Origin of the sequence: Streptomyces sp. NPDC058086 (assembly GCF_042885015.1) — a bacterium.
In the GTDB taxonomy this organism is placed as follows: Bacteria; Actinomycetota; Actinomycetes; order Streptomycetales; family Streptomycetaceae; genus Streptomyces.
In genome coordinates this window covers 92,172-118,675 of the sequence record NZ_JBHVST010000021.1, presented here as the reverse complement: position 1 = coordinate 118,675, position 26,504 = coordinate 92,172, and the positions used below count along the sequence as shown (strand labels likewise).

At 71.8% G+C, this 26,504-nt stretch carries 22 protein-coding genes; 20 read left to right on the top strand and 2 right to left on the bottom strand.

Features of this window, described 5'->3' with window-relative positions; all coding sequences use genetic code 11:
- Positions 1-106 precede the first annotated feature (106 nt).
- Entirely contained in the window at positions 107-1,315 is a 1,209-nt protein-coding gene (gene metK / locus ACFVWD_RS19025) for a methionine adenosyltransferase (RefSeq protein WP_389597435.1), read from the top strand.
- A 458-nt stretch (positions 1,316-1,773) separates the two neighbouring features.
- Positions 1,774-3,921 (top strand): primosomal protein N', encoded by a 2,148-nt coding sequence (locus ACFVWD_RS19020; protein WP_389597433.1) that lies wholly within the window; start codon positions 1,774-1,776, stop codon positions 3,919-3,921.
- A gap of 88 nt (positions 3,922-4,009) precedes the next feature.
- Here ACFVWD_RS19020 and ACFVWD_RS19015 read toward each other — a convergent pair whose 3' ends face one another.
- Positions 4,010-4,552 carry a hypothetical protein gene (locus ACFVWD_RS19015; RefSeq protein WP_067366048.1) on the bottom strand — a complete coding sequence of 181 codons (543 nt, stop codon included), beginning with the start codon at positions 4,550-4,552 and terminating at the stop codon, positions 4,010-4,012.
- A gap of 353 nt (positions 4,553-4,905) precedes the next feature.
- On the opposite strand from ACFVWD_RS19015, the gene fmt reads away from it, so the two are divergent.
- The 11 genes from fmt (at position 4,906) to ACFVWD_RS18960 (ending at position 16,861) form a co-directional block, all read left to right on the top strand.
- Positions 4,906-5,838 carry a methionyl-tRNA formyltransferase gene (gene fmt / locus ACFVWD_RS19010; protein ID WP_389597431.1) on the top strand — a complete coding sequence of 311 codons (933 nt, stop codon included), beginning with the start codon at positions 4,906-4,908 and terminating at the stop codon, positions 5,836-5,838.
- 329 nt (positions 5,839-6,167) lie between these two features.
- Entirely contained in the window at positions 6,168-7,610 is a 1,443-nt protein-coding gene (locus tag ACFVWD_RS19005) for an RsmB/NOP family class I SAM-dependent RNA methyltransferase (RefSeq protein WP_389597429.1), read from the top strand.
- Positions 7,611-7,771: 161 nt separating this feature from the next.
- Complete coding sequence (locus tag ACFVWD_RS19000; protein ID WP_389597428.1) at positions 7,772-9,277, top strand: dihydrolipoyl dehydrogenase family protein; 1,506 nt, start codon at positions 7,772-7,774, stop codon at positions 9,275-9,277.
- A 92-nt stretch (positions 9,278-9,369) separates the two neighbouring features.
- Complete coding sequence (locus tag ACFVWD_RS18995; protein WP_389597426.1) at positions 9,370-10,197, top strand: alpha/beta fold hydrolase; 828 nt, start codon at positions 9,370-9,372, stop codon at positions 10,195-10,197.
- A 179-nt stretch (positions 10,198-10,376) separates the two neighbouring features.
- Positions 10,377-11,063 (top strand): ribulose-phosphate 3-epimerase, encoded by a 687-nt coding sequence (gene rpe, locus ACFVWD_RS18990; RefSeq protein WP_389597424.1) that lies wholly within the window; start codon positions 10,377-10,379, stop codon positions 11,061-11,063.
- Between the two features lie 78 nt (positions 11,064-11,141).
- Complete coding sequence (locus ACFVWD_RS18985) at positions 11,142-12,185, top strand: sugar-binding transcriptional regulator (RefSeq protein ID WP_389597422.1); 1,044 nt, start codon at positions 11,142-11,144, stop codon at positions 12,183-12,185.
- 69 nt (positions 12,186-12,254) lie between these two features.
- A complete protein-coding gene (locus tag ACFVWD_RS18980) occupies positions 12,255-12,692 on the top strand; it encodes a ribonuclease domain-containing protein (RefSeq protein ID WP_389597459.1) in 438 nt (145 codons plus the stop codon).
- Positions 12,689-13,075 carry a barstar family protein gene (locus ACFVWD_RS18975; protein WP_389597420.1) on the top strand — a complete coding sequence of 129 codons (387 nt, stop codon included), beginning with the start codon at positions 12,689-12,691 and terminating at the stop codon, positions 13,073-13,075. The genes ACFVWD_RS18980 and ACFVWD_RS18975 overlap by 4 nt, the downstream gene beginning before the upstream one ends.
- A 107-nt stretch (positions 13,076-13,182) precedes the next feature.
- The gene (locus ACFVWD_RS18970; protein ID WP_389597458.1) at positions 13,183-14,625 is read left to right on the top strand and encodes a GuaB1 family IMP dehydrogenase-related protein; all 1,443 of its coding nucleotides are present in this window, start codon (positions 13,183-13,185) and stop codon (positions 14,623-14,625) included.
- Between the two features lie 306 nt (positions 14,626-14,931).
- A complete protein-coding gene (locus ACFVWD_RS18965; protein WP_389597418.1) occupies positions 14,932-16,398 on the top strand; it encodes an amino acid permease in 1,467 nt (488 codons plus the stop codon).
- Between the two features lie 10 nt (positions 16,399-16,408).
- The gene (locus ACFVWD_RS18960) at positions 16,409-16,861 is read left to right on the top strand and encodes an Lrp/AsnC family transcriptional regulator (protein ID WP_015661832.1); all 453 of its coding nucleotides are present in this window, start codon (positions 16,409-16,411) and stop codon (positions 16,859-16,861) included.
- A gap of 109 nt (positions 16,862-16,970) precedes the next feature.
- On the opposite strand, the gene ACFVWD_RS18955 is transcribed toward ACFVWD_RS18960, so the two are convergent.
- Positions 16,971-17,711, bottom strand: coding sequence for a GntR family transcriptional regulator (locus ACFVWD_RS18955; protein ID WP_389597416.1), 741 nt, complete (start codon positions 17,709-17,711; stop codon positions 16,971-16,973).
- A gap of 212 nt (positions 17,712-17,923) precedes the next feature.
- Here ACFVWD_RS18955 and ACFVWD_RS18950 point away from each other — a divergent pair, with 212 nt between their 5' ends.
- From ACFVWD_RS18950 to ACFVWD_RS18920, 7 genes are all read left to right on the top strand, one after another.
- Entirely contained in the window at positions 17,924-19,081 is a 1,158-nt protein-coding gene (locus tag ACFVWD_RS18950) for an ABC transporter substrate-binding protein (protein WP_389597414.1), read from the top strand.
- Positions 19,078-19,989 (top strand): ABC transporter permease, encoded by a 912-nt coding sequence (locus ACFVWD_RS18945; RefSeq protein WP_389597412.1) that lies wholly within the window; start codon positions 19,078-19,080, stop codon positions 19,987-19,989. The genes ACFVWD_RS18950 and ACFVWD_RS18945 overlap by 4 nt, the downstream gene beginning before the upstream one ends.
- Positions 19,974-20,852, top strand: coding sequence for an ABC transporter permease (locus ACFVWD_RS18940; RefSeq protein WP_389597410.1), 879 nt, complete (start codon positions 19,974-19,976; stop codon positions 20,850-20,852). Before ACFVWD_RS18945 ends, ACFVWD_RS18940 begins: the two co-directional genes overlap by 16 nt.
- A gap of 3 nt (positions 20,853-20,855) precedes the next feature.
- Positions 20,856-21,932 carry an ABC transporter ATP-binding protein gene (locus ACFVWD_RS18935; protein ID WP_384917951.1) on the top strand — a complete coding sequence of 359 codons (1,077 nt, stop codon included), beginning with the start codon at positions 20,856-20,858 and terminating at the stop codon, positions 21,930-21,932.
- Between the two features lie 45 nt (positions 21,933-21,977).
- Positions 21,978-23,513 carry an HAD-IA family hydrolase gene (locus ACFVWD_RS18930; RefSeq protein WP_389597407.1) on the top strand — a complete coding sequence of 512 codons (1,536 nt, stop codon included), beginning with the start codon at positions 21,978-21,980 and terminating at the stop codon, positions 23,511-23,513.
- Positions 23,514-23,674: 161 nt separating this feature from the next.
- On the top strand, positions 23,675-26,038 hold the full coding sequence (locus tag ACFVWD_RS18925) for a nitrate- and nitrite sensing domain-containing protein (RefSeq protein WP_389597406.1): 2,364 nt from the start codon (positions 23,675-23,677) through the stop codon (positions 26,036-26,038).
- Positions 26,028-26,498 carry a roadblock/LC7 domain-containing protein gene (locus ACFVWD_RS18920; protein WP_389597405.1) on the top strand — a complete coding sequence of 157 codons (471 nt, stop codon included), beginning with the start codon at positions 26,028-26,030 and terminating at the stop codon, positions 26,496-26,498. Before ACFVWD_RS18925 ends, ACFVWD_RS18920 begins: the two co-directional genes overlap by 11 nt.
- Positions 26,499-26,504 lie beyond the last annotated feature (6 nt).

Genomic DNA, 26,504 nt, shown 5'->3' with positions numbered 1-26,504 from the left:
CTGTGGGCGAGTGCGACCGATAAACTGTTCTCGGACGACGCCGAGCGCAGCTCTCGTCCCGTCCACCAATGATCAGCCAGCAGCCGCTGCAACCACAGGGAGCGTTGTGTCCCGTCGCCTGTTCACCTCGGAGTCCGTGACCGAGGGTCACCCCGACAAGATCGCTGACCAGATCAGTGACACCATTCTCGATGCGCTTCTGCGTGAGGACCCGACGTCCCGGGTCGCCGTGGAGACGCTGATCACGACCGGCCTGGTGCACGTGGCCGGCGAGGTCACGACCAAGGCGTACGCGCCGATCGCCCAGCTGGTCCGCGACAAGATCCTGGAGATCGGTTACGACTCGTCGAAGAAGGGCTTCGACGGAGCTTCCTGTGGTGTCTCGGTGTCGATCGGCTCGCAGTCGCCCGACATCGCGCAGGGTGTCGACACGGCGTACGAGAACCGGGTCGAGGGCGACGAGGACGAGCTCGACAGGCAGGGTGCCGGCGACCAGGGCCTGATGTTCGGGTACGCGACGGACGAGACCCCGAACCTGATGCCGCTCCCGATCCACCTCGCGCACAAGCTCTCGCGCAGGCTGTCCGAGGTCCGCAAGAACGGGACGATCCCCTACCTCCGCCCCGACGGCAAGACCCAGGTCACCATCGAGTACGACGGTGACAAGGCGGTCCGCCTGGACACGGTCGTCGTCTCCTCGCAGCACGCGTCGGACATCGACCTCGAGTCCCTCCTCGCCCCCGACATCCGCGAGTTCGTGGTCGAGCCGGAGCTCAAGGCCCTCCTCGACGACGGCATCAAGCTGGAGACCGAGGGCTACCGCCTCCTGGTGAACCCGACCGGCCGCTTCGAGATCGGCGGCCCGATGGGCGACGCCGGCCTCACCGGCCGCAAGATCATCATCGACACGTACGGCGGCATGGCCCGCCACGGCGGCGGCGCCTTCTCCGGCAAGGACCCGTCCAAGGTCGACCGCTCCGCCGCGTACGCCATGCGCTGGGTCGCCAAGAACGTCGTCGCCGCGGGCCTCGCCTCCCGCTGCGAGGTCCAGGTCGCCTACGCCATCGGCAAGGCCGAGCCCGTCGGTCTCTTCGTCGAGACCTTCGGCACCGCCAAGGTCGACGCCGAGAAGATCGAGACCGCCATTGCCGAGGTCTTCGACCTCCGCCCGGCGGCCATCATCCGCGACCTCGACCTGCTGCGCCCGATCTACTCCCAGACGGCCGCCTACGGTCACTTCGGCCGCGAGCTGCCCGACTTCACGTGGGAGCGCACGGACCGCGTGGAGGCCCTGCGCAAGGCCGTCGGTCTGTAAGCAACGCTTGCACGGTGAGGCCCGGTACCCCTTCGGGGGCGCCGGGCCTCACCGTTTCCCCCGCGGACAACCCGGGAGGGGCCGGTGCTGCCGGGTGGGGCCGGTGCTGCCGGGTGGGTAAATCGGTGGTGCGGGTGGGGTCGCGGTTCGTAGGGTCGAGGTCTCCCGGTGCGATGGCTGCGGTTACTTCGGTGGAGTGCGCCCAGGGCGCGCGGTGATTCTGGATCATGGTCCGCTGCCGCTTGGAACTCGGGAGAACTGACGTCGTGGCGTCCGGTGCGATGGTCACGGGTACTTCCGGGGTGTGATCCCCTCGCAGGTTCGAATCCTGCTGCCGGTCCTTGGACCGGTATGGCCGAGTGGTCCATGGCAGAAGCGCCCTCGGGGCGTTCGTGATCCGTGGCCGGCCTGATCTCGGGCGCGCGGCGGTGTCAGTGGGGTCTGGTAGGAATGTTGCTGTGAGCAGCGCGAACGGGTGGGGTGAGGGCGGCGCGGAGGGCGCGCCGCCCGAGCAGCTTGCGTTGATTCGGGAAGGGGTCCGGCAGGCCAGGGCGCCCAAGGCGAAGCCGCGGACATGGCGGGGGGCGAAGCTCGCCGAGGAGTTGCCTGTCGCACGGGTTCTCGTCGACAAGGGTGTGCTGCACCTTGACCGGTATTTCGACTACGCCGTGCCCGAGGAGCTGGACGCCGAGGCGCAGCCGGGCGTGCGGGTTCGGGTGCGGTTCGGGGCCGGCCGGCATCGGGTGCGGGAGGGCCGTCGTGAGGGCGGGGGGCTGATCGACGGGTTCCTCGTCGAGCGCCTCGCCGAGTCCGACTACTCCGGGCCGCTCGCCGCGCTCGCGCAGGTCGTGTCGCCCGAGCCCGTGCTCGGGCCCGAGCTGCTGGGACTCGCGCGCGCCGTCGCCGACCGGTACGCGGGGAGCCTCGCGGACGTGCTGCAGCTCGCGGTCCCGCCGCGCAACGCGCGGGCCGAGCAGAAGCCCTCGCCCGCGCCGCTTCCTCCGCCCGGTATGCCCGAGACCGGTTCCTGGACGCGGTACGGGCGGGGGGCGGCCTTTCTCGAGTCGCTCGCCGCGGCCGGGGCACCGCGGGCCGTGTGGAACGCGTTGCCGGGGCCCGGCTGGGCCGAGGAGATCGCCAGAGCCGTGGGCGCGACGCTCGCCTCGGGACGGGGCGCGCTCGTCGTCGTGCCGGACGGCCGGGCCGTCACACGGGTGGATGCCGCGCTGTCCTCCGTGCTGGGGGAGGGGCAGCACGCGGTGCTCACGGCCGAGGCCGGGCCCGAGAAGCGCTACCGGGAGTGGCTGGCCGTGCGGCGTGGGTCCGTACGGGCCGTCGTGGGGACCCGGGCCGCCATGTTCGCGCCCGTACGGGATCTGGGGCTCGTCGTCATCTGGGACGACGGCGACGACAGCCACAGCGAGCAGCACGCGCCGCAGCCGCATGCCCGGGAAGTGCTGCTGCTGCGGGCCGCCCATGACAAGTGCGCTTTTCTGTTGGGGAGTTGGGGCTGCACGGTCGAGGCCGCGCAACTGGTCGAGAGCGGGTGGGCGCTGCCGCTGGTCGCCGAGCGGGAGCAGGTGCGGGCGAGCGCGCCGCTCGTGCGGACCGTGGGGGACGGGGATCTCGCGCGGGACGAGGCGGCGCGGGCCGCCCGGTTGCCGACCCTCGCCTGGCAGGTGGTGAGGGACGGGCTGCGGCATGGGCCCGTACTGGTGCAGGTGCCCCGGCGTGGGTACGTACCGCGGATGGCCTGTGCGCAGTGTCGGGCTCCGGCTCGCTGCCGGCACTGCGCGGGACCGCTGGAGGCGCGGGACGCCGGGGCGCTGCTGTGCACGTGGTGCGGGCGGGACGAGGCGGCCTGGCACTGTCCGGAGTGCGGTGGGTTCCGGCTGCGGGCCCAGGTCGTGGGCGCGCGGCGGACCGCGGAGGAGCTGGGGCGGGCGTTTCCGGCCGTGCCCGTACGGACGTCGGGGCGCGAGCAGGTGCTCGACACGGTCCCGGGTGCGCCCGCGCTCGTCGTGAGCACCCCGGGGGCCGAGCCCGTCGCCGAGGGCGGGTACGCGGCCGCGTTGCTGCTCGACGGCTGGACGATGCTGTCGCGGCCCGATCTGCGGGCCGGCGAGGACGCGCTGCGACGGTGGATCGGCGCGGCGGCGCTGGTCCGCGGGCAGGGAGCCGGGGGCACGGTCGTGGTCGTCGCGGAGCCGACCCTTCGGCCCGTGCAGGCGCTCGTACGGTGGGATCCCGTCGGACACGCGGTGCGGGAGCTCGCCGAGCGGGCCGAGCTGGGGTTTCCACCGGTGTCCCGGATGGCGGCCGTGTCCGGTACGGCGGAGGCGCTCGCCGGGTTTCTCGCCGTGGTCGAGCTTCCGGGCGATGCGGAGATGTTGGGGCCGGTGCCGCTGCCCGTCACGCAGGCCGGAGGGCCGCGGCGGGTGGGGGCGCCGCCGCCGGGGGAGCAGTGGGAGCGGGCGCTCGTCCGGGTGCCGCCGGGCAGCGGGGCGGCGCTGGCGGCCGCGCTGAAGGCCGCCCAGACGGCGCGGATGGCGCGGGGCGGGAGTGAGCCGGTACGGATTCGGATCGATCCGCCGGACATCGGGTGACGAGCGTTGGTCCGCCCCCTGTCCGAGCTGCCCCGACCTGGGCCGCCTCCCGGCTTCGACGGTGCCGGGAGGCAGGCGAGAGGTGGGGTCAGCCGTTGCGGGGGCCCGGGAACGCCGTGGGCCTGACCTCGTCCCGAAGGGTGGGGCTGCCCGCGGTCGGCTGGGTCGGCATGGAGCGGGCGGCGGGGACCGTGGGGACCGTGGGGATGCCCGTGTTGACGGCGACCGTGCGGGTGCCCGAGGTCTCCGTGGAGCGCTCGGCCTCGGCGGCGGCCTGCGCGGCGGCGCGGCGGGCGCCGTATCGGCGGTGCACCGCCTGCTTGGTGACCCCTAGGGCGGAGCCCACTGCGTCCCAGGAGAAGCCGAGGGAGCGGTCGAAGTCCACGGCGGCCGTGACCAGGGTCTCGACGCTGTCCCGCAGCTCCTGCGCGAGGCGGACGGTCGGGGCGGGGGCGCGTCCGTAGACGACGAAGCCCGCGGAGGGGCCGGAGCGGCGCGGACGGTAGACATTGCCCAGTTGGGCGGTGAGCGTGCGCAGTGCGTCCACCTGCCGGCGGACCCGCTCGATGTCCCGCACCAGCAAGTGCAGGCTGGCCCGAGCCTGGGCGTCGTGGGTTGCGTGGTCGGCCATGAACAAGCCTCTCGAACCGGCGTTGAAAAGGATCGGGCCGCGATCGCGGCCCGTTGTGGTCAACTCTCTCTTGACCAACGCGTTTGCGGGTGAGTGGTCACGCTGCGGGGGCGTAAGAGAATATGCACAGGGCGCGTCCGGGGGCGTACGCCCCCGGGGCACCGTTGTCTCGCCTCGGTCTTCGGCGCCTGTTCGCCCGTTCGTGTGTTCGTGTGTTCGAGGTGTCGCCCGTCAAACCCCCGAGCCGCCGAGCCGTCGCGCCGCATAGACTGGTGCGCTGCCCCGTACCCCGTCCGGACCGGCGAGGGTGCAGGGCCCTGAAGCGTTCCCGCCCGAGAGGCCAGCCGTCACCCATGAAGCTCGTCTTCGCAGGTACCCCCGAGGTCGCCGTTCCCGCACTGGACGCCTTGATCGCCTCCGGGCGGCACGAGGTGGCCGCCGTGGTCACGCGGCCCGACGCGCCCGCCGGCCGGGGACGGCGGCTTGTCGCGAGTCCGGTCGCCGAACGGGCGGAGGAGGCCGGCATCGAGGTGCTGAAGCCGGTCAAGCCGCGGGACGAGGACTTCCTGGCCCGGCTGAGGGAGATCGGGCCCGACGCCTGTCCCGTGGTGGCGTACGGGGCGCTGCTGCCGCGGGTCGCCCTCGACGTGCCCGCCCACGGGTGGGTCAATCTGCACTTCTCCCTGCTGCCCGCCTGGCGCGGCGCCGCCCCCGTGCAGCACGCGATCATGGCGGGGGACGAGATCACCGGTGCCTCCACCTTCCTCATCGAGGAGGGGCTCGACTCGGGGCCGGTGTACGGGACCGTCACCGAGGAGGTCCGGCGTACCGACACCAGCGGGGACCTGCTCACCCGGCTCGCGTTCGCCGGTGCCGGCCTGCTCGTCGCGACCATGGACGGCATCGAGGACGGCACCCTGAAGGCCGTACCGCAGCCTGCCGACGGCATCACCCTGGCACCGAAGATCACCGTCGAGAACGCCCATGTCGACTGGTCCGCACCGGCGCTGCGCGTCGACCGGATGGTGCGCGGGTGCACGCCCGCGCCCGGCGCCTGGACCGCCTTCCGCGGCGAGCGGCTCAAGCTCATCCACGCCACGCCCGTGCCCGAGCGCACCGACCTCGCCCCGGCCGAGCTGTCCGTCGGCAAGAACAACGTGTACGTCGGGACCGGCTCGTACGCCGTGGAACTGCTCTGGGTCCAGGCCCAGGGCAAGAAGCCGATGCGCGCGGCCGACTGGGCGCGCGGGGTGCGCATCGCCTCCGGGGAGCGGCTCGGGGCCTGACACACGGTCGTATGGCGACGGCCCGCACCTCCTCCGTTGTACAACTCCCCTGGTGGCGCGGGAGCTTGACGCACCGTCCCGTCCCGGTCGAGCCGGTCGTCGAGGGTACGCCGCGCCCGCACGCGCGCGTGGCACTCGGTTACGGGCAGCACGAGTCGACAGGCTCCGCCACGGACGGCGGGGAGGGGCTGAATCCGGACACGGCCCCGACGGGCACCGGGCACGGCGCTCGGCCCGGACAGCCGGGCACGTGGGCCGTCAGGCCGGCCACGTCCGTCCGGAAGTAGGCTGGAGGGGTCGAACCATCCAGGATCCGGAGCACCTTTTTCGTGAGTGAGCAGTCCCGTGGGCCGCGCAAGCCCGGCAAGCCCTATCGCCGCCCCCAGAAGGACCCGGTCCGCATGCTCGCCTTCGAGGCGCTGCGGGCCGTGGACGAGCGCGACGCGTACGCGAACCTCGTCCTGCCGCCGCTGCTGCGCAAGGCGCGCGAGAAGGAGGGACCGGAAAAGTTCGACGGGCGGGACGCGGCGCTGGCCACCGAGCTGGTGTACGGGACGCTGCGCCGGCAGGGGACGTACGACGCCGTCATCGCGGCCTGTGTGGACCGGCCGCTGCGAGAAGTCGATCCACCCGTGCTCGATGTGCTCAGCCTCGGCGTGCACCAGCTGCTCGGCACGCGCATCCCGACGCACGCCGCCGTGTCCGCCTCCGTCGAACTCGCCCGCGTCGTACTCGGCGACGGGCGCGCCAAGTTCGTGAACGCCGTGCTGCGCAAGGTCGCCCGGCAGGATCTCGACGCCTGGCTGGAGCAGGTCGCGCCGCCCTACGACGAGGACCCCGAGGACCACCTCGCCGTCGTGCACTCGCACCCGCGCTGGGTCGTCTCGGCGCTGTGGGACGCGCTGGGCGGCGGTCGTGCCGGGATCGAGGACCTGCTCGAGGCCGACAACGAGCGGCCCGAGGTGACGCTCGTGGCCCGGCCCGGGCGCTCCACCGCCGACGAACTCCTCGGCGTCCTCGGGGAGGAATGCGCGCTGCCGGGGCGCTGGTCGCCGTACGCCGTGCGGCTCAGCGAGGGCGGCGAACCCGGTGCCATCGACGCCGTACGGGAGGGACGTGCGGGCGTCCAGGACGAGGGCAGCCAGCTGGTGGCGCTCGCTCTCGCGAACGCGCCGCTCGACGGCCGGGACAAGACGTGGCTGGACGGCTGCGCGGGCCCCGGCGGCAAGGCCGCCATGCTCGCCGGACTGGCCGCCGAGCGCGGCGCCGCGCTGCTCGCCTCGGAGAAGCAGCCGCACCGGGCGGGCCTGGTGGCGAAGGCGCTCGCGGGCAATCCCGGCCCCTACCAGGTCATCGCCGCCGACGGCACCCGTCCGCCGTGGCTGCCCGGCACCTTCGACCGGGTGCTCATGGACGTGCCCTGCACGGGCCTTGGTGCCCTGCGCCGCCGTCCCGAGGCCCGCTGGCGGCGCCGTCCCGAGGACCTGGACGGCTTCGCGCCCCTCCAGCGCGGGCTGTTGCGCACGGCGCTGGACTCCGTGCGGGTCGGCGGCGTCGTCGGGTACGCGACCTGCTCGCCGCACCTCGCCGAGACCCGCGCGGTCGTGGACGACGTCCTCAAGCACTATGAGACAGGCTCCGCCGAACTCCTCGACGCCCGCCCGCTGCTGCCCGGCGTACCGGCGCTGGGCGACGGCCCCGACGTACAGCTGTGGCCACATCTGCACGGTACGGACGCCATGTATCTGGCGCTGATCCGCCGGACGGCGTGACCTCTCCCAGCGCCAAGAACAGCCAGAAGGCGTACCCTTTCTCGTATTCGGAGAAAAGGCAGAAGCGGAGTAGGACGACGAGTGGTAACCCTCGTCCGAGCGCAATACGAGAGCCATCGCCGAATCCTCCGAGTTCACCATTCTCGTATCTGAGGGCGTGAATGATGGCAGCGCGTGTGGATCCCGATCGTTCCGAATGGGACGTCATCGTCCTGGGCGGCGCCGCGGCCGGGGAGAACGCGGCACAGTACGCCACGCAGTTCTCCGGTCTGGACGCGGTGCTGGTCGAGGCGGAGTTGCTGGGTGGCGAGTGCTCGTACTGGGCCTGCATGCCCAGCAAGGCCCTGTTGCGCCCGGCCGAGGTGCTGGGCAGCGGACGGCATGTGCCGGGTGTGTCCTCGCTGTTGAGCGGGCGCGAACTGGACGTGCGGGCGGTACTGGCCCGCCGGGACACCGTCGTGAACGGCCTCGACGACTCCTCGCAGATCGACTGGGCGCTCGGCGTCGGCATCGACGTGGTGCGCGGGTACGGGCGGCTCACCGGGGAGCGCTCGGTGGCGGTGGAGACGGCGGCCGACGGCACCCGTGTGCTGACCGCACGGCACGCGGTGGTGATCGACACGGGCTCCTGCACCACCGTGCCGACGATCCCCGGCATGAGCGAGGCACGCCCGTGGACGTCCCGCGACGTCACCAATCTGCGCGAGGTGCCACGCCGGGTCGTCGTGCTGGGCGGCGGGGTGGTCGCGTGCGAGGCGGCGACCTGGCTGAGGGCGCTGGGCGTCGAGGAGTTGAGCGTCGTGTACCGGCGCACCGGCCTGCTGGCCCGGTCGGAACCCTTCGCCGGGCGCATGGTGGGTGGCCAGTTGACGGCCGCGGGGGTGCGGCTGCTTCCCGGCAGGTCGATCACCGAGGTGCGGCGCGACGATCCCCGTGACACGGGAGTCGGGCTGCCGCACGGCGGCGAGGTCACCGTCCGGCTGGACGACGGGAGCACGCTCGTCGCCGACGAACTGGTGCTCGCCACCGGCCGTACGCCGAACACCCAGGACATCGGCCTGTCGTCGGTGGGATGCCCCGACGGCGGCTTTCTGGAGGTCGACGACGAGCAGGCCGTGCGGGCGGTGGACGGGCACTGGCTGTACGCGGTAGGTGATGTCTGCGGACGTGCGCTGCTGACCCACATGGGCAAGTACCAGGCGCGGATCGCCGGTGAGGTGATCGCCGCCCGTGCCACGCAAGGGCCGGCGGCCGCGGCGGAACCCGGCGCGCCGGGCTCCGCCGACGGACATCGGGGCAACCCGCAGGTCACCTTCACCGACCCGGAGGTCGGATCGGCCGGCATGACCGAGCGGGAGGCGCGCGCGGCGGGACTCGACGTGGCAGCGGTCGAGTACGACATGGCCGCGCTGGCCGGCACGTATGTGATGCGCGAGGACTACCTCGGGCGCGCCAAACTGGTCATCGACCGGGGTACCGACACGGTGGTGGGCGCGACGTTCGTCGGCTCGGGCGTCGCGGAACTCGTCCACTCCGCCACGACGGCCATTGTCGCGAGAGTGCCGCTGCCCGTGCTGTGGCATGTCGTGCCCAGCTACCCCACCGCGAGTGAGGTGTGGCTCCGCCTGCTGGAGGCGTACCGCGCGGAAAAGCGGCGTGTCGGGTAGCGTGAAATTCCCGTCATGCATTTCAGCCGATCAGGTATCTCGCACGTGACTCGCAGAGATCTCGCACGTAACTCGATCGAAAGAAATATGCCATGCCTTTCATTTCCACGAAGGATGACACGGAAATCTATTACAAGGACTGGGGTACGGGGCAGCCGGTCGTGTTCAGCCATGGCTGGCCGCTGAATGCCGACGCCTGGGACCCCCAGGTCCGCATGATGGCCGAAAACGGCTTCCGTGCGATCGCACACGACCGTCGCGGCCACGGACGTTCGGGGCAGCCGTGGGACGGAAACGACCTGGACACGTACGCGGACGACCTGGCGCAGTTGATCGAGGCGCTCGATCTGCGCGATGTGATCCTGGTCGGCCACTCCACGGGTGGCGGTGAGGTGACGCGCTACATCGGCCGCCACGGCACCGGACGGGTGGCCAAGGCCGTCCTCCTCGGCGCGATCCCCCCGCTGATGCTCAAGACGGAAGCGAACCCCGAGGGGCTGCCGTTGGAGGTCTTCGACGAGATCCGCAACGGCGTCGCGACCGACCGCTCGCAGTTCTACGAGGACCTCAGCGCGCCCTTCTACGGTGCCAACCGGCCCGGGTCGCAGGTGTCCCAGGGCACGCGGGACGCGTTCTGGCTGTGGTCCCTGCAGGTGGGGATCAAGGGCTCGTACGACTGCGTCAAGGCGTTCTCCGAGACCGACCTCACCGAGGACCTGAAGCGGTTCGACGTCCCCACCCTGATCGCGCACGGCGACGACGACCAGATCGTGCCCATCGTCGCGGCCGCGGAGAAGTCCTCGAAAATCGTCAAGGACGCCACGCTGAAGGTGTACCCGGGTGCCCCGCACGGTCTGTCGATGGTCGCCCCGTTCAAGGACGTCTTCGACGCCGACCTGCTGGCCTTCGCCCGCGGCTGAACGACCGGGCGGCACCCCGACCTGCGGGGCGCGACATCCGCGCGACGGTCCCGGCGCCGCCCCGGTGCGGCTCGGACACGGCGCGGGTATGGCGCGGGTATGGCTCAGGTATGTCTCAGGTACGGTCCAGGAGCCGGACCGAGGAGAGCAACCGGCCCGGGGCATGGCAGGCTTGGGGCATGGCCGTGCAGATCAACCCCAGCATTCTGTCCGCGGACTTCGCCCGTCTTGCCCAGGAGGCACAGGCGGTGGAGGGCGCGGACTGGCTCCATGTCGACGTCATGGACAACCATTTCGTTCCGAACCTCACGCTCGGTGTGCCGGTCGTGGAGTCCCTGGCCCGTGCGACGGACACGCCGCTGGACTGCCATCTGATGATCGCGGACCCCGATCGGTGGGCGCCCCAGTACGTGGAAGCGGGTGCCGGTTCCGTCACCTTCCACGCCGAGGCGGCCGCCGCGCCGGTGCGGCTCGCCCGCGAGATCCGGGCCAAGGGCGCCCGCGCCTCCATGGCGCTCAAGCCCGCGACCCCGATCGAGCCGTACGAGGACCTGCTTCCCGAGCTCGACATGCTGCTGATCATGACGGTCGAGCCCGGTTTCGGTGGCCAGGCGTTCCTGGACATCATGCTGCCGAAGATCCGCCGCACCCGTGAGCTGATCAGCAAGCACGGCCTCGAGCTGTGGCTTCAGGTCGACGGCGGGGTGTCGGCGTCCACCATCGAGCGGTGCGCGGAGGCGGGCGCGGACGTCTTCGTCGCCGGTTCGGCCGTGTACGGGGCCGCGGATCCGGCCCAGGCGGTACGTGCATTGCGCACCCAGGCTCAGGGTGCGACGGCCCAAGCGGCGTGGGCGTGCGACCACTGACCAAAGGGAACGTGAACGCCGCCCATCTGGGCTGATCAAGTACGCCGGATCTGCGAGGATGAACGGCGAATCCAGAGTGTGAACAGCAGTGAGGAGATCGCCGTGTCGGGTATGTCGGCGGGCCGGTCAGCCATGCGGATGGGACCCGCTGAGCTGGTGCAGGCGGCGGCCATGGCCCGCCGCTTCTACCTCGAGGGCAAATCCAAGATCCAGATCGCCGAGGAGTTCGGCGTCAGCCGCTTCAAGGTGGCCCGGGTCCTGGAGACCGCCCTCGAACGGGATCTCGTGCGGATCGAGATCCGGGTGCCCGCCGAGCTGGACGCGGAGCGCTCCGACGCGCTGCGTGCCCGCTACGGCCTGCGCCATGCCGTCGTGGTCGAGTCCCCGGCGGATGCCGAGGAGTCGCCCGACCCCGAGAACCTCGGCGAAGTCGCCGCCGACCTGCTCGGTGAGCTGGTCAACGAGGGCGATGTGCTGGGCCTGGCCTGGGGCCGCTCCACCATCCACATGGCGGCGGCGCTCGACCGGCTCCCGCCGTGCACGGTGGTGCAGCTGACGGGCGTGTACGACGCCGGGACGGCGGAGCGCGGGTCGGTGGAGGCGGTACGGCGCGCCGCGCAGGTGTCGGGCGGCGACGCCCACCCCATCTACGCGCCGATGCTGCTGCCGGACGCTGCCACCGCGGCCGCGCTGCGCAGCCAGACGGGGATCGCCCGCGCCTTCGAGTACTTCGACAAGGTCACGGTCGCCTGCGTGTCGATCGGCTCCTGGGAGCCCGGCATCTCGACGGTGCACGACATGCTCACCGAGGAGGAGCGCGCCCACTACGCCACTCTCGGTGTCGCCGCCGAGATGTCCGCGCACCTCTTCGACACCGAGGGACGGCGGGTCGGCCGTGACCTGGGCGAGCGGTGCATCACCGTCGAGGCCGACCGGCTGCGGCGCATCCCCGAGGTCGTGGCGATCGCCGGCGGACAGCGCAAGGCCGCCGCCATCGACGCGGTGCTGCGGTCCGGGCTCGTCACCAGCCTGGTGACGGACACGTCCGCCGCGGACTACCTGATGACAGCGGGCCAGTCCCCCCGCCCCGCCCTCAACCGGGCGGACCCGGACGGGCCGTGACCCGTTGGGCGGGCGCTTCGGGGTATCGACGCGCCACGTGGAGGGGCCCGTGGCAGCATCGGCGGCATGGTGGTGGTGCGGTGGGTGCCCCGGGCGCTCGTAGGGCTTTTTCTGTGTTTCGGCGTGCTCCTGACGGGCTGCTCGTCGACCGAGTCGGCCGGTACCGGGGCGGGTGCGGTTACGGGAGCCCCGTCGGCGGCCCGGTCGGCGGTTCCGTCCTGGGCCCACGGGATGGGGACCGTCGACGCGGCCGGGCTTCCCGCCGAGGCTCGTACGACGCTTGCCCTCATCGACAAGGGCGGCCCCTTCCCGTACGCCAGGGACGGCATCGTCTTCGGAAACTTCGAGGGCATGCTGCCCAAGCACCAGCGCGGCTACTACCACGAGTACACGGTCAAGACGCCCGGCGCACAGGATCGGGGAGCCCGTCGCATTGTCACCGGGCAGGGCGGTGAGATCTACTACACCGATGATCACTACAAGTCGTTCAGGGCGGTGCTGAGGTGACGGACGGCCTGTTGGCGGAGGTGTTCCGCGCGGCGCGCGCGGTCGGATGGCAGGTCAGCGTGCTCGACCTCACCGGTGTCTCGGACAAGGCGGCCTTCATGGAACGCTGCGTCCGCGCCCTCGACCTGCCCGAATGGTTCGGCCGGAACTGGGACGCCCTCGCGGACTGCCTGGGCGACCCCGACTGGGGGCCCGCCAGCCCGGGCCGCGTCATCGTGGTGAACGGCTGGCGGCACTACGCCAAGGCCCGCCCCGACGAGTGGGAGACCGCCCAGGAGGTACTGGAATCGGCCGCCGGGCACTACGAGGAGCACGACGCCACGCTGTCGGTCGTCCTCTCTCTTGGAGGATCCGACCAACTGCCCCCTGACCAGCCTGGATGATCTGTGCGGGCATCACATTCAGGTCGCCATGGGACAATGAAGTACGTGCTCTTCCCCCTGGCTGACCTGTCCGGGGGCCACCTCTGATCGACTGGGATGTGCAGCACGTGCGTTTCCTCAACGACATCCAGCCCCCGTACGACCTGACGTACGACGACGTCTTCATGGTGCCCAGCCGCTCAGCGGTCGGCTCCCGGCAGGGCGTGGACCTCAGTGCCCCGGACGGCACGGGCACCACGATCCCCCTGGTCGTCGCCAACATGACCGCGATCGCGGGCCGCCGGATGGCCGAGACCGTCGCCCGCCGCGGTGGTCTCGTGGTCATCCCGCAGGACATTCCGATCGAGGTCGTCACCGAGGTCGTCTCCTGGGTCAAGGGACGCCACCTGGTGCTCGACACCCCCATCGTCCTGGCCCCCCACCAGACCGTCGCCGACGCACTGGCGCTGCTGCCCAAGCGCGCCCACAACGCGGGCGTCGTCGTCGACGAGGACGGCCGCCCGATCGGCGTGGTCACCGACGCCGACCTCACCGGCGTGGACCGGTTCACGCAGCTGGCCGAGGTCATGTCCCGGGACCTGCTGCTCCTCGACGCCGACATCGAGCCGCGCGAGGCGTTCAACAAGCTGGACGGCGCCAACCGCCGCTATGCCCCCGCCGTGGACGCCGTGGGCAAGCTCGCCGGCATCCTCACCCGCAAGGGCGCCCTGCGCGCCACGCTCTACACCCCGGCCACCGACGCCGACGGCAAGCTGCGCATCGCGGCCGCCGTGGGCATCAACGGCGATGTCGCGGGCAAGGCCAAGCAACTCCTCGACGCGGGCGTCGACACGCTCGTCATCGACACCGCGCACGGCCACCAGGAGTCGATGATCAGCGCGATCAGGACCGTGCGCGCGCTCGACCCGCAGGTCCCGATCGTCGCGGGCAACATCGTCGCCGCCGAGGGCGTCAAGGACCTCATCGACGCGGGCGCGGACATCATCAAGGTCGGTGTCGGCCCCGGCGCCATGTGCACCACCCGCATGATGACCGGCGTCGGCCGGCCGCAGTTCTCGGCCGTCCTCGAGTGCGCAGCCGAGGCGAAGAAGTACGGCAAGCACGTGTGGGCCGACGGCGGCGTCCGCCACCCGCGCGACGTGGCCATGGCACTGGCCGCGGGCGCGTCCAACGTCATGGTCGGTTCCTGGTTCGCGGGGACGTACGAGTCCCCGGGCGACCTCCAGCAGGACGCCAGCGGGCGCCTGTACAAGGAGTCGTTCGGCATGGCGTCCGCACGCGCGGTCCGCAACCGTACGAGCGAGGAGTCGGCGTACGACCGCGCCCGCAAGGCCCTCTTCGAGGAGGGCATCTCCACCTCGCGGATGTTCCTCGACCCGGGCCGCCCGGGCGTCGAGGACCTGATCGACTCGATCATCGCGGGCGTCCGCTCCTCCTGCACCTACGCGGGTGCGGGCTCCCTGGAGGAGTTCGCCGAGAACGCGATCGTCGGCATCCAGAGCGCGGCCGGCTATGCGGAGGGCAAGCCCCTGCACGCCAGCTGGGGCTGACCCGTTCCACCGTCTTACGGCCCCCGTGGTGCGCCCACGGGGGCCGTCGGCGTACCTGCCGCGGACCGCCGTGCGGGCGCGTGCGCAACCATCGAAAGGCCCCGCGCAACGAACACGCGCCGAGGTGCGATGAACGCAACGATCTTGCGGAGATGCGCAAGGTTGCTGCATTACGCCCGTGAAGCCCGGGCTCATAGGGTCAAGCGCTGTACATGGCGTGGCGGGGACCCCGCTCGGTGGGTCCCTGCTGCCAGGGGTGCCGCCGGTCCCCGCCGTATCGACCGGCAGCGACGAAGGAGCCACCGCGTGCTCGATCAAGGCGCACCCCCGCAGTCCCGCACAGAGTCCGCCGCACCGTCCCCGGGTGTCGGCGCGCGCCTCATGCGCCGCAAGCCCGTGGAAAGCCTGGTGGCCGAGGGCGGCCAGGGCGAGGGAGGCTCGCTCAGGCGCTCCCTCGGGCTGTGGCAGCTCACCATGATCAGCATCGGTGCCACCCTCGGCACCGGCATCTTCGTGGTCCTCGGCGAGGCCGTCCCCAAGGCCGGACCCGCGGTCACCCTCTCGTTCGTGATCGCCGGCCTCACGGCGCTCTTCTCGGCCCTCTCGTACGCCGAGCTGGCCGGCACCATCCCGGTCGCCGGCTCCTCGTACTCGTATGCGTACGCAACGATGGGTGAGCTGATCGCCTGGATCTGCGGCTGGTGTCTGGTCCTGGAGTACGGCGTGTCGGTGGCCGCCGTCGCGGTCGGCTGGGGCGAGTACCTCAACGAACTGCTCGACGGCACGATCGGCGTCACCATCCCGGACGCGCTCTCCGCACCTCCCGGCGACGGCGGCATCTTCAACCTGCCCGCCCTGATCGTCGTGATGCTCGCCATGGCCTTCCTGCTCGGCGGCGCCAAGGAGTCCGCACGCGCCAACACGATCATGGTGGCCGTGAAGATCGTCGCGCTGCTGCTGTTCTGCGCGATCGGCATCCAGGGCTTCAAGTCCGGCAACTACGAGCACTTCATGCCGCTCGGCATGGCGGGCGTCAGCGCCGCCGGCGCCACGCTGTTCTTCTCGTACATCGGCTTCGACGCCGCCTCCACCGCAGGTGAGGAGGCCAAGAACCCGCAGCGCGACCTGCCCCGCGCGATCATGCTCTCGCTGGTCATCGTGACGGCGCTGTACGTCGTCGTCGCGGCCGTCGCCGTCGGCGCGAAGCCCTGGCGGAAGTTCAACGACTCGGAGGCAGCGCTCGCCGAGATCATGAAGAACGTCACCGGGCAGACCTTCTGGGGCACGCTGCTCGCAGCCGGTGCCGTCATCGCCATCGCCAGCGTCGTCCTGACCGTGCTCTACGGCCAGACCCGCATCCTGTTCGCCATGTCCCGCGACGGGCTCGTGCCCAAGGTGTTCTCGCGCGTCCACCCGAAGACCGGCGCGCCCCGCGCGGGCACCGTGATCGTCTCGCTGTTCTGCGGTGTCCTCGCCGCCGCGATCCCGCTCGGCCAACTCGCCGACGCCACCAGCATCGGCACCCTCTTCGCCTTCGCGCTGGTCAATGTGGCCGTCGTGGTGCTGCGCCGGACGCGCCCGGAGATGCGGCGCACCTTCCGGGTGCCGCTGTCGCCGGTGCTGCCCGCGATCGGCTTGGCCCTGTGCGTGTGGATGATGGGCAGCCTTTCGGCCGTCACCTGGGTGGTCTTCGGAGTCTGGATGGCCGCCGGGCTCGTGTTCTACTTCAGTTACGGCTACCGCCGCTCCCGTCTCGCGCCATCAGAAAAGTGAAACACCCGCAGTGCTGAACGATCTCGACGAACGCATCGTGCACGCCCTCGCCGAGGACGCCCGCCGCTCCTACGCCGACATCGGCCAACTGGTCGGCCTGTCCGCGCCCGCCGTGAAGCGACGGGTGGACCGGCTGCGGGCCACGGGTGCCATCACCGGGTTCACCGTGCGGGTGGATCCGGCGGCGCTGGGGTGGGAGACGGAGGGGTTCGTCGAGATCTACTGCCGCCGGAACACCTCGCCGGAGACCATTCAACGGGGGCTGGAGCGGTATCAGGAGGTGGTGGCCGCGTCCACCGTCACGGGGGAGGCGGACGCGGTGGTGCAGGTCTTCGCTTCCGACATGCGGCATTTCGAGCGGGTGTTGGAGCGGATCGCTGGGGAGCCGTTCGTCGAACGGACCAAGTCCGTGCTGGTGTTGTCTCCGTTGCTGCGGCGGTTTTCGTCGGGATCGCCCACGTAGGCGCTCCGCTGGGGTGCGGTGTTCGGGTGCGGGTTGGCTGTGGCTGGTCGCGCCCCGCGGCGGAGCCGCTATACGTCACAGCCCCGCGCCCCTTTCGGGGCGCTCCAGCTCACTCCGCTGTTTTGCGGGCCAACGCGTTGTTGCCGATCGAGTTGTGGACGCTGAAGCTCACCGCGTCCGAGCGGTAGCGGTCGTCGGACCATTCCACCGGGCGGCCTTCGCGGGTGGTGGTGACGCGGCGGACCCTCAGGAGGGGACTGGTGCGGCGGACGCCGAGGAGGTCGGCGTCCTGGGCGCCCGCCGCCACCGCGTCGATGACGTGCTCGCCGTAGGCGAAGACCAGGCCGGTGTCCTCGTAGAGCCGCTGTGTGACCGAGGGGCAGTCGGGCTCGACGGCCTCGACGGCGGGGGAGATCCAGTCCGCGTACACGGTCCGTTCCAGGAGGACCGGCTCGCCGTCCAGGCCGCGGACCCGCAGCACGTGCAACACCGGTGTCGTCTCGGGGAGTTGGAGGCGTACGGCGTCCTCCGCGGTCGCCGGGCGGTGCTCCTGCTCGACGACGTGTCCCGTCGCTTCCCGGCCCATCGCGCGCGCCCACTGGGCGAAGCTGCGCAGTTCGGCGAAGCTCTGGCTGCGACGGCTGGCGAGGACCACCCGGCGGGCGCCCTGGCGGGAGCCGATGAGGCCCTCGGCGGTCAGGGCCGCGACGGCCTGGCGGACCGTGCCGCGCGCCACGCCGTACTGGGCCGCGAGGTCCGTCTCCGCGGGCAGCAGACTGCCCACCGTGTACTCCTCGCGGTCGATCGCCCGCCGCAGCTCATCGGCGATCTCCTCGTGTCGCGCCGGCATGCTTCCCCTCTGACTCGACTGCTGTGCACAGCGTGACCAGCCTAATCGAGATCGGAAGGTGATCGGCGCGGGCCGGGATTGTGCAGGGAATCAAGGGTCACGGTTTCGCCAAAGTTTACGAACAAGACACCAATGCCGGGCCTACTGGGGCCAACTTGTTCAGACAAGTTCTCCGCACCACCCGAACCCTCGTGCGTACTCCTGGAGAGACCGTGACCGTGTTCCTGCCGAGGACCGCCGTCCTCACCGGCGGCCTCGCCGTCGCCGCCGCCCTCGCCCTCAGCGCCTGTGGCGCGGCCCCCGACGACAAGTCGACCACCGCCGACGGCAAGAGCGCGGCCACCGCGACCTCCGCCGCGGACTTCGGCGGCCTCGACGCCCTGGTCAAGGCCGCCAAGAAGGAGGGCACGCTGCACGCGATCGCGCTGCCCCGGGACTGGGCCAACTACGGTGCCCTGATCGACGGCTTCAAGAAGAAGTACGGCATCAAGATCGAGGTGGAGAACCCGGACGGCGCCAGCCAGGACGAGATCAACGCCGTGACGTCGAGGAAGGGGCAGGACCGCGCCCCGGACGTCCTCGACCTGGGCAGCTCGTTCGCGCTCAGCGCCGCCCAGCAGGGGCTGCTCGCGCCGTACAAGGTGACCGCCTTCGCCGACATCTCCGAGGGGCAGAAGGACGCGCAGGGCCGCTGGTTCAACGACTACGGCGGCTACATCTCCATCGGCTGCGACGCCAAGAAGGTCAAGGAGTGCCCGAAGACCTTCAAGGACCTGCTCAAGCCGGAGTACAAGGGTCAGGTCGCCCTCAACGGCAACCCCACCAAGTCCGGTTCGGCCTTCGGCGGTGTCTACGCGGCCTCGCTCGCCAATGGTGGTTCGTTCGACGACATCCAGCCCGGCCTGGACTTCTTCGCCAAGCTGAAGAAGAACGGCAACTACACGCCCGTCGAGTCGACCCCGGCCACCGTCGAGAAGGGCGAGACCCCGATCAGCATCGACTGGGACTACCTGAACGCCGGTTACGCCGACGAGTTCAAGTCCAAGGGCGTCGACTGGACGGTCACGGTCCCCTCGGACGGCAAGTTCTCCCAGTACTACTCCCAGGCCATCAACAAGGACGCCCCGCACCCGGCGGCCGCCCGCCTGTGGCAGGAGTACCTCTACAGCACCGAGGGCCAGAACCTCTGGCTCAAGGGCTACGCCCGCCCGGCTCTGATGACCGCCATGCAGACCGCCGGCACCCTCGACAAGACCGCCGCCGCCAAGCTCCCCGCGGTCTCCGGCACGCCGAGCTTCCCGACCGAGGCCCAGCAGGCCAAGGCCAAGACGGTCCTCGCGCAGGGCTGGGGCAAGGCCGTCTCCGGATGACCACCGTCCTCGCCGAGGCCGAGGCCGACGTGACGCCCGCCGCCGCCGCTTCCCGGCGGCGGCGGCGCCGCGCCCCCGGCTGGCTCGCCGTGCTCCCGCTGCTCGTCTTCGTCGCGATCGCCTTCGGCATCCCCGCCCTGGCCATGCTGAACGGCGCCTTCACCGTCAAGGACCAGACGACCGGCGCCACCTCGTACACCACGGCCAACCTGACCGACTCGCTCCAGGGCGCCTACCTCACCGCCCTGATCGGCAGCGTCAAGCTGTCCGCGGTCTCCGCGGGCATCGCGACCGTCCTCGGACTGCCGCTCGCCCAGGCCGTGGTGACCTCCCGCTTCCGCGCCCTGCGCGAGGCGGTCCTCACCGCCTCCGGCGTCCTCGCCAACTTCGGCGGCGTCCCGCTGGCCTTCGCGTTCGTCGCCACCCTCGGCAACGCGGGCGTCCTGACCGAGCACCTGGGTCTGAAGGACAAGGGCTGGAACCTCTACAGCTTCTGGGGCCTGGTCATCGTCTACCTGTACTTCCTGATCCCGCTGATGGTCCTCACCATCACGCCCGCCCTGGACGGCCTGCGCTCCCAGTGGCGCGAGGCCGCACAGAACAACGGCGCCACCGGAATCCAGTACTGGCGGCACATCGCCCTCCCCGTCCTCACTCCCTCCCTGCTCGGCGGCCTCGTGCTGCTCTTCGGCAGCGCCTTCGCCGCGTACGCCACCGCGGCGGCCATGGTGGGCAGTGCGGTCCCGCTGGTCACCCTGCAGATCGCCGACGCCATCTCCGGCAACGTCCTGGTCGGCCAGGAGAACGTGGCGCTCGCCCTCAGCCTCGACATGGTCCTCATCGCGGGCCTGGTCATGGCCGTGTACCTGCCCCTGCAACGACGGAGCGCGCGATGGCTGGAAGCCTGAACAATCCCGCTCGGGTCCTGAAGCCCGCCCGCTGGGCGAACAAGTCCGTACGCGTACGTCCCTGGCGCGGGGTCGTCCTCGTCTGCGCCGGGCTCTACTTCCTGGTCCCGCTCGCCGCGTCCGTGATCTTCACGGTCGACGTGCCGAACCAGGGGATCACCTTCGACGCGTACCGCCAGATCGTCTCCGCCGACGGCTTCGGCTCCAGTCTGCTGCTGTCGCTGGAACTGGCCGCCGCCACCATCGCCGTGGTCCTGCTGCTGATGGTGCCCGCGATGGTCGCGCTGCGGCTCGGTGCCCCGAAGCTGCGGCCCGTGGTGGAGGTGATCTGCTCGCTGCCGCTGGTCGTCCCGCCGATCGCCTTCGTCGCCGGGATCGCCACGGTCCTCAAGTGGGGACCCGAACACCTCTCCCGCACCCCGCTGTTCGAGACGTTCGTGGCCCTCCAGAACCCCGACTTCCCGTTCGTGCTCGTTCTCGCGTACGTCGTGATGGCGCTGCCGTTCGTGTACCGGGCCCTGGACGCCGGGCTGCGCGCCGTCGACGTACGCACCCTCGTCGAGGCCGCGCGCAGCTGCGGGGCGAACTGGCCGCAGGCGCTGGTACGGGTCGTGCTGCCCAATCTGCGCGGGGCGCTGCTCAACGCCTCCTTCCTCACGCTGGCCCTGGTGCTCGGCGAGTTCACCGTCGCCCAGTTGCTCGGCTTCCAGCCCTTCGCCGTGTGGATCTACAGCGTCGGCGGCTCGCAGGCCCAGCTCTCCGTCGCCGTCTCCGTGCTCAGCCTGCTCGTCACCTGGGCCCTGCTCCTCTCGCTCGCCGGGCTCGGCGGGCGCTCCCGTTCCGCTTCCGCATCCCGGGGATGAACCATGACCGTCACCACGCTTGAGAAGGCCGCCGACGCCAAGGCCGCCACCGTTGAATTCCGGGGCCTGCGGCGGGAGTTCGGCCCGACCGTCGCCCTCGACGGCCTCGATCTGACCGTCCGGCCCGGCGAACTCCTCGCCCTGCTCGGCCCCTCCGGTTGTGGCAAGACCACCGCGCTGCGCATGCTCGCCGGTTTCGAACACCCCGACTCCGGCGAGGTGCTGGTCGACGGCGAGGACGTCACCCGGGTCCCGGCCCACCGCCGCGACGCGGGGATGGTCTTCCAGTCGTACAGCCTCTTCCCGCACCTCAGTGCCCTCGACAACGTGGCCTTCGGGCTGCGGATGCGCAAGGTGCGTACCGCCGAACGGCGTTCCCGCGCGGCCGAGTTGCTCGACCTCGTGGGACTCGCCGACAAGGGCGAGCGGTTCCCGCACCAGCTCTCCGGCGGCCAGCAGCAGCGCATCGCACTGGCCCGCGCACTCGCCCTGCGTCCGCGCGTGCTGCTGCTCGACGAGCCCCTCTCCGCCCTGGACGCCAAGGTGCGGCTCACCCTGCGCGAGGAGATCCGCCGGCTTCAGCAGGAACTCGGCATCACCACACTGTTCGTGACACACGATCAGGAAGAGGCGCTGTCCATGGCGGACCGCGTCGCCGTGATGCGGGCCGGGCGGCTCGAACAGTGCGCCGCGCCCGCCGAGCTGTACGGGCGGCCCGCGACCGCCTTCGTCGCCGAGTTCGTCGGCACGATGAGCCGGATTCCGGGACGGCTGGACTCCGGCGTGGCCGAGGTGCTCGGACAGCGGCTTCCGGTCGACGGGGACGCGCCCGCCGCGACGGAGATCGACGTGCTCGTACGGCCCGAGGCGGTGCGGGTACGGGCGGACGAGGCCGGGACCGCCCGCGTCGTCGCCACCGCCTTCCTCGGTGCCGCGACCCGCGTCACCGTCCGGCTCCCGGACGCCACCGAGGTCAAGGCCGACCTGCCCACGCACGAGGCCGCCGGGCTCGGCTCGGGCGCCGCCGTGACCGTGAGCCTGCCGGAGCGTCCTGTGCTGGTCGCCGAGCGCACGCGTTGACGGACGCATCCCCCCACTGAGTTACGCCGAGTGAAAGAGAGCACCGTGACCCTCCGCACCACCCCCCGCCGACTCCCCCTCCAGGCCGTCCTGTTCGACATGGACGGCACGCTCGTGGACACCGAGCGACTGTGGTGGGAGGCGGTGGAGCAGGTGGCCGACGGGCTCGGACGCCGGCTGACCGGGGCCGACCAGCCGGAGGTGCTCGGCCGGCCCGTCGAGTACACCGCCGCCTGGCTCGGCGGGATCACGGGCGCCGGGGCGCGGGAGATCGCCACCGAGCTGCACCGGGAGTTCGCGCACCGGGTCCGCACCGGCATCGTGCCCCGCCCGGGCGCGCTGCGGCTCCTCGGCGAACTGGTCCGCGAGGGTGTCCCCACCGCCCTCGTGACCGCGTCGCCGCGCGCCGTCGCCGACACCGTCCTCGCGGCCCTCGGCGCCGAACACTTCGCGGTCTCCGTCACGGCCGACGACACCGAACACACCAAGCCCGCCCCCGACCCCTACCTCGCCGCCTGCCGCGCCCTCGGCGTCGACCCCACCGCATGTGTGGCCGTGGAGGACACCGAGACGGGTGTGGCGTCCGCCGAGGCCGCGGGCTGTGCCGTGCTCGCCGTGCCCTCACTCGCGCCGATCGACTCCGTACCCGGACGCACCGTCCTGACCAGCCTGGAGGAGGTGACCCCGGCCCGGCTGCGCGCCATGGTCGCGCCCCGCGAGTTGCGGGTGATGAGCTGGAACCTCTGGTGCGGCGGGACGAAGGTCGACGACCACCGCGAGAAGCAGCTCAAGGTCATCGCCGAGACCGGCGCGGACGTGGTCGGCCTCCAGGAGACCTACGGCACCTCGGCACAGGAACTCGCCGAGGCGCTCGGCTGGCACCACCACCGGGCCGGCGAGAACCTCGGCGTCATCAGCCGCTACCCGATCACCGCCCACCACGGCGACCCGGACGTCGGCTTCTACGGCGGCACCGGAGTGCGCGTCCGGCTGGACGGCGGCCAGGAGGTGGACGTCTGGAGCGCCCACCTCGACTACACCCCGTACGGCCCCTACGAGGCCCGCTTCGACGGGCTCCCGGCGGCCGGACTCATCGCCCACGAGGGCGTCCGCCTGGAGCAGATGCGGGAGATCCTGCGGCGCGTCACCGAGTCCGCCACCGAGGCGGTCCCCGTGGTCCTGGTCGGTGACTTCAACGCGCCCTCGCACCTGGACTGGCCGGACGTCGAGTGGCCCGTGACCAGGGCCGCCGAGGAGGCCGGCCTGCGCGACTCCTACCGCGAGGCCCACCCCGACCCCGTGCGGGAGCCCGGACACACCTGGTCGCCGGTCCACGTGGAGCACGAGGACGGCAGCGGACGGCCCGAGCCGCAGGACCGGATCGACTTCGTGCTGCACCGTGGGCTGACCGTGCTCGACTCCCGGGCGCTCGTCACCGGCACGCCGCGACCCTGGCCCGACGTCGCCGGCAACGACTGGCCCTCGGACCACGCAGCGGTCGTGACCACCTTCGCCGTGCCCCGCGCCGACCCCTCCGACCCCTCCGAACTCGCCGACCGGCCGGGCATGTCCGCGCACTGAACCGAGAGTCAGTCCAGGAAGCCATGAGGAAGCCATGAGGAAGCCATTGCGATGCGGGCGCGCCATCACGTAGGTTGATCCGCGCCGCTACCAGCGAGTAACACCGATGGGTAACCAACCGTCGCCCAGCCACCCGACCGTCCTGTCGTCCTGGGGAGTCCATGCGCTGGTCCTTCGGCCGTCCCACCACGGTCCGTACGCGCATCGTGGCGCTCGCGCTCGCACCGGTGGTCGCCCTCATGGTGCTGTGGAGCTTCGCCATGGTGTCCGTCACCGGCGAACTGCGCGCGCTCGTCCGGGTCCAGGGGGTGTACGACGACTTCGGGACGCCCGTCGACACGGCGGTCGGCCAGATCCAGATCGAACGGCGGCTCGCGGCCGCCTACCTGGGCGCGGACCACGGCACGGCGGCGGCCCTCGACCTGATGGAGCAGCAGCGCCGCACCGACCGTGCCGTGACCGCCATGCGCACGGCGATCCGGGACGGTGACCGCGGGCGGCTCTCCGGCAGGCAGCGGCAGGTGCTCGACGCCGTGCTGCGCTCCTTCGACGGGCTGGAGGGGCTGCGGGAGCGGGTGCTGTCCCGCGCCATCAGCTGGGACCGGGCGGTGACCGAGTACGGTGCCCTCGTGGAGCCGGGCTTCGACGTCCAGTCCGCCCTCACCGCGCTGCAGGCCGGACAGCTGGCGCGCGAGGCCCAGGTCGTCATCGAGCTGGTGCGGGTGAGGGAGTTCGTCTCGCGGGAGGACGCCCTCGTCGCCGGGGCGCGGGCCGCCGGATCGCTCACCGACCGTCAGTACGACACGCTCACCGCGACGATCGAGGACCGCCGGGTCTTCGAGCGGACGTACGTGCCCGACCTTCCCGCCGACTCGCGCGGCCCCTTCGAGGAGTTCCAGCGCGGCTCCCTGTACCGGGAGTTGACCCGAGGCGAGGACGCCCTGCTGCGGGCGGGCGCGCGGGGTGCGGGGGAGGCCGTCGCGGCCGGCTCCTGGCGCACCACCACCGACCGGGCCGTCAAGCGGTACATGCAGCTGTGTACGCGGTCGGCCGTCAACTCCGCCGAGCGCGGACGGGCCTTCGCCTACCGGGAGCTGGCCAAGGCGGCGATCGTCGGTGTACTGGGACTCGCCGCCGTGGGCCTGTCCCTGTGGTTCGCCGTGCGCGGTGCCCGGCGCATCTCGCGCCGCCTGGAGACCCTCCGGGACGCCGCCGACCTCCTCACCACCCGCCAACTGCCCGACGTGATGCGGCGGCTCGGCGCGGGCGAGGACGTGGACGCCGCAACACAGGCCCCACCCCTGGCCGACGGGGAGGCGGGAGCCGACGAGATCGGCCAGGTCGGCCGGTCCTTCAACACCGCCCGCCTCGCGGCCGTCGAGGCGGCCGTCAAGCAGGCCACCCTGCGCCGCGGGCTGTTCGCGGTGCTCCTCAACATCGCCCGCCGCAACCAGGCCCTCGTCCACCGCCAGCTCAAACTGGTCGACACGCTGGAGCGGCGCACCGACGACCCGGACGTCCTGGACGACCTGTTCCGGATCGACCACCTCACCACCCGGATGCGGCGCCACGCGGAGAGCCTGATCATCCTCTCCGGCGCCGCGCCCGGCCGCAGATGGCGCAGGCCCGTGCCCGTCGCCCGCGTGGTGGCCTCCGCGGTGAGCGAGATCGAGGAGTACGCGCGCGTCGTGGTCCCGCCGATGCCGGAGGTGGGCGTGGCGGCGGACGCCGTCGCCGACGTCGTCCATCTGATCGCTGAACTCGTCGAGAACGCCACCGTGTTCTCACCGCCCCAGACGCAGGTCACCCTGCGCACGGGCCGGGCCGGGAGCGGGTTCGTCCTGGAGATCGACGACCGGGGCCTCGGTCTCGAACCCGAACAGATCGAGGAGGCCCACCGCACCCTCACCACGCCGGACGATTTCGACCCGACCCGGCACGACCGGCTCGGGCTGTACGTGGTGGGTCGGCTCGCCGCACGGCACGGCATCGAGGTCACGCTGTGCCGGTCGCCGTACGGCGGTACGACCGCGGTGGTGCTGCTGCCGGAGGCGGTCCTCGCGCCGGTCGACCCCGAGCGGCCGGAGCCGGCCGCGGACACGGACCGGCGGACGCTTCCGTCCCGGACCTCCCGGACCTCCGAGACTTCCTGGACCTCCGAGACTTCCCGGACCTCCGAGATCTCCCGGACCTCCGAGACCTTCCGGAAGGGCGCCGCGGTCCTTGAGGAACAGAGGGAGGCACCCGAGCGGCACGCTGACCGCTCACCGCAGAGCGCTCCCGCCGCGAGCCCGCCCGCGCTGCCCACCCGCGTCCGGCAGACCTCCCTCGCCCCCGAACTGCGCACCGAGGGCCCGGCCGCCGACGAGCCGTCGGAGCGCGAGGTCACCGCCGAGGAGGTCCGCGCGGTCTTCGGCGCCTTCCAGCGCGGCCTCGACCGCGGCCGCAAGGGCCTGCCCACCGGGCCCGGATCCGAGCGGCGAACCGACACCGAGGAAGGGACGGACGCCGACGATGCTCCGTGACCAGACCCCCGAGCCCGCCGACCGGGTCTCCGAGCCCCCCGGCAGCACCCCCGAACCGCCCGGCACGGACCTCGGCTGGTTGCTCGACGACCTCGTGGCCAGGACCGACCACGTCCGCCAGGCCGTGCTCCTCACCGCCGACGGCCTCCCGCTGAGCTGCTCGGACGGCATGCGCCGACGGGACATCGAGCACCTCGCCGCCGTCTGCTCCGGCTTCCACAGCCTGGCCCGCTCGGCCGGCGAACGCTTCGCCGCGGGGGAGGTGCGCCAGACCATGGTGATGCTCGACGACGCCTACCTCTTCATCACCCCGGCGGGCGACGGCAGCCGACTGGCCGTCCTGAGCGAGGTGCAGACGGACGTCGGACAGCTCGCCCACGAGATGGCGCTGCTGGTCCGCCGCGTCGGCCGCCACATGGCCGCCGCCGTACGGTCGGCCGCCGACCCCGCGGGCCCCTGACCCGGC

Bases quoted from the DNA above. Each gene is read 5' to 3' on its own strand.
- ACFVWD_RS19015 (WP_067366048.1), bottom strand. From the start codon at position 4,552: ATGGCCGACCACGCAACCCACGACGCCCAGGCTCGGGCCAGCCTGCAC.
- fmt (WP_389597431.1), top strand. From the start codon at position 4,906: ATGAAGCTCGTCTTCGCAGGTACCCCCGAGGTCGCCGTTCCCGCACTG.
- ACFVWD_RS19000 (WP_389597428.1), top strand. From the start codon at position 7,772: ATGATGGCAGCGCGTGTGGATCCCGATCGTTCCGAATGGGACGTCATC.
- ACFVWD_RS18995 (WP_389597426.1), top strand. From the start codon at position 9,370: ATGCCTTTCATTTCCACGAAGGATGACACGGAAATCTATTACAAGGAC.
- rpe (WP_389597424.1), top strand. From the start codon at position 10,377: ATGGCCGTGCAGATCAACCCCAGCATTCTGTCCGCGGACTTCGCCCGT.
- ACFVWD_RS18955 (WP_389597416.1), bottom strand. From the start codon at position 17,711: ATGCCGGCGCGACACGAGGAGATCGCCGATGAGCTGCGGCGGGCGATC.
- ACFVWD_RS18945 (WP_389597412.1), top strand. From the start codon at position 19,078: ATGACCACCGTCCTCGCCGAGGCCGAGGCCGACGTGACGCCCGCCGCC.
- ACFVWD_RS18940 (WP_389597410.1), top strand. From the start codon at position 19,974: ATGGCTGGAAGCCTGAACAATCCCGCTCGGGTCCTGAAGCCCGCCCGC.
- ACFVWD_RS18935 (WP_384917951.1), top strand. From the start codon at position 20,856: ATGACCGTCACCACGCTTGAGAAGGCCGCCGACGCCAAGGCCGCCACC.
- ACFVWD_RS18925 (WP_389597406.1), top strand. From the start codon at position 23,675: ATGCGCTGGTCCTTCGGCCGTCCCACCACGGTCCGTACGCGCATCGTG.
- ACFVWD_RS18920 (WP_389597405.1), top strand. From the start codon at position 26,028: ATGCTCCGTGACCAGACCCCCGAGCCCGCCGACCGGGTCTCCGAGCCC.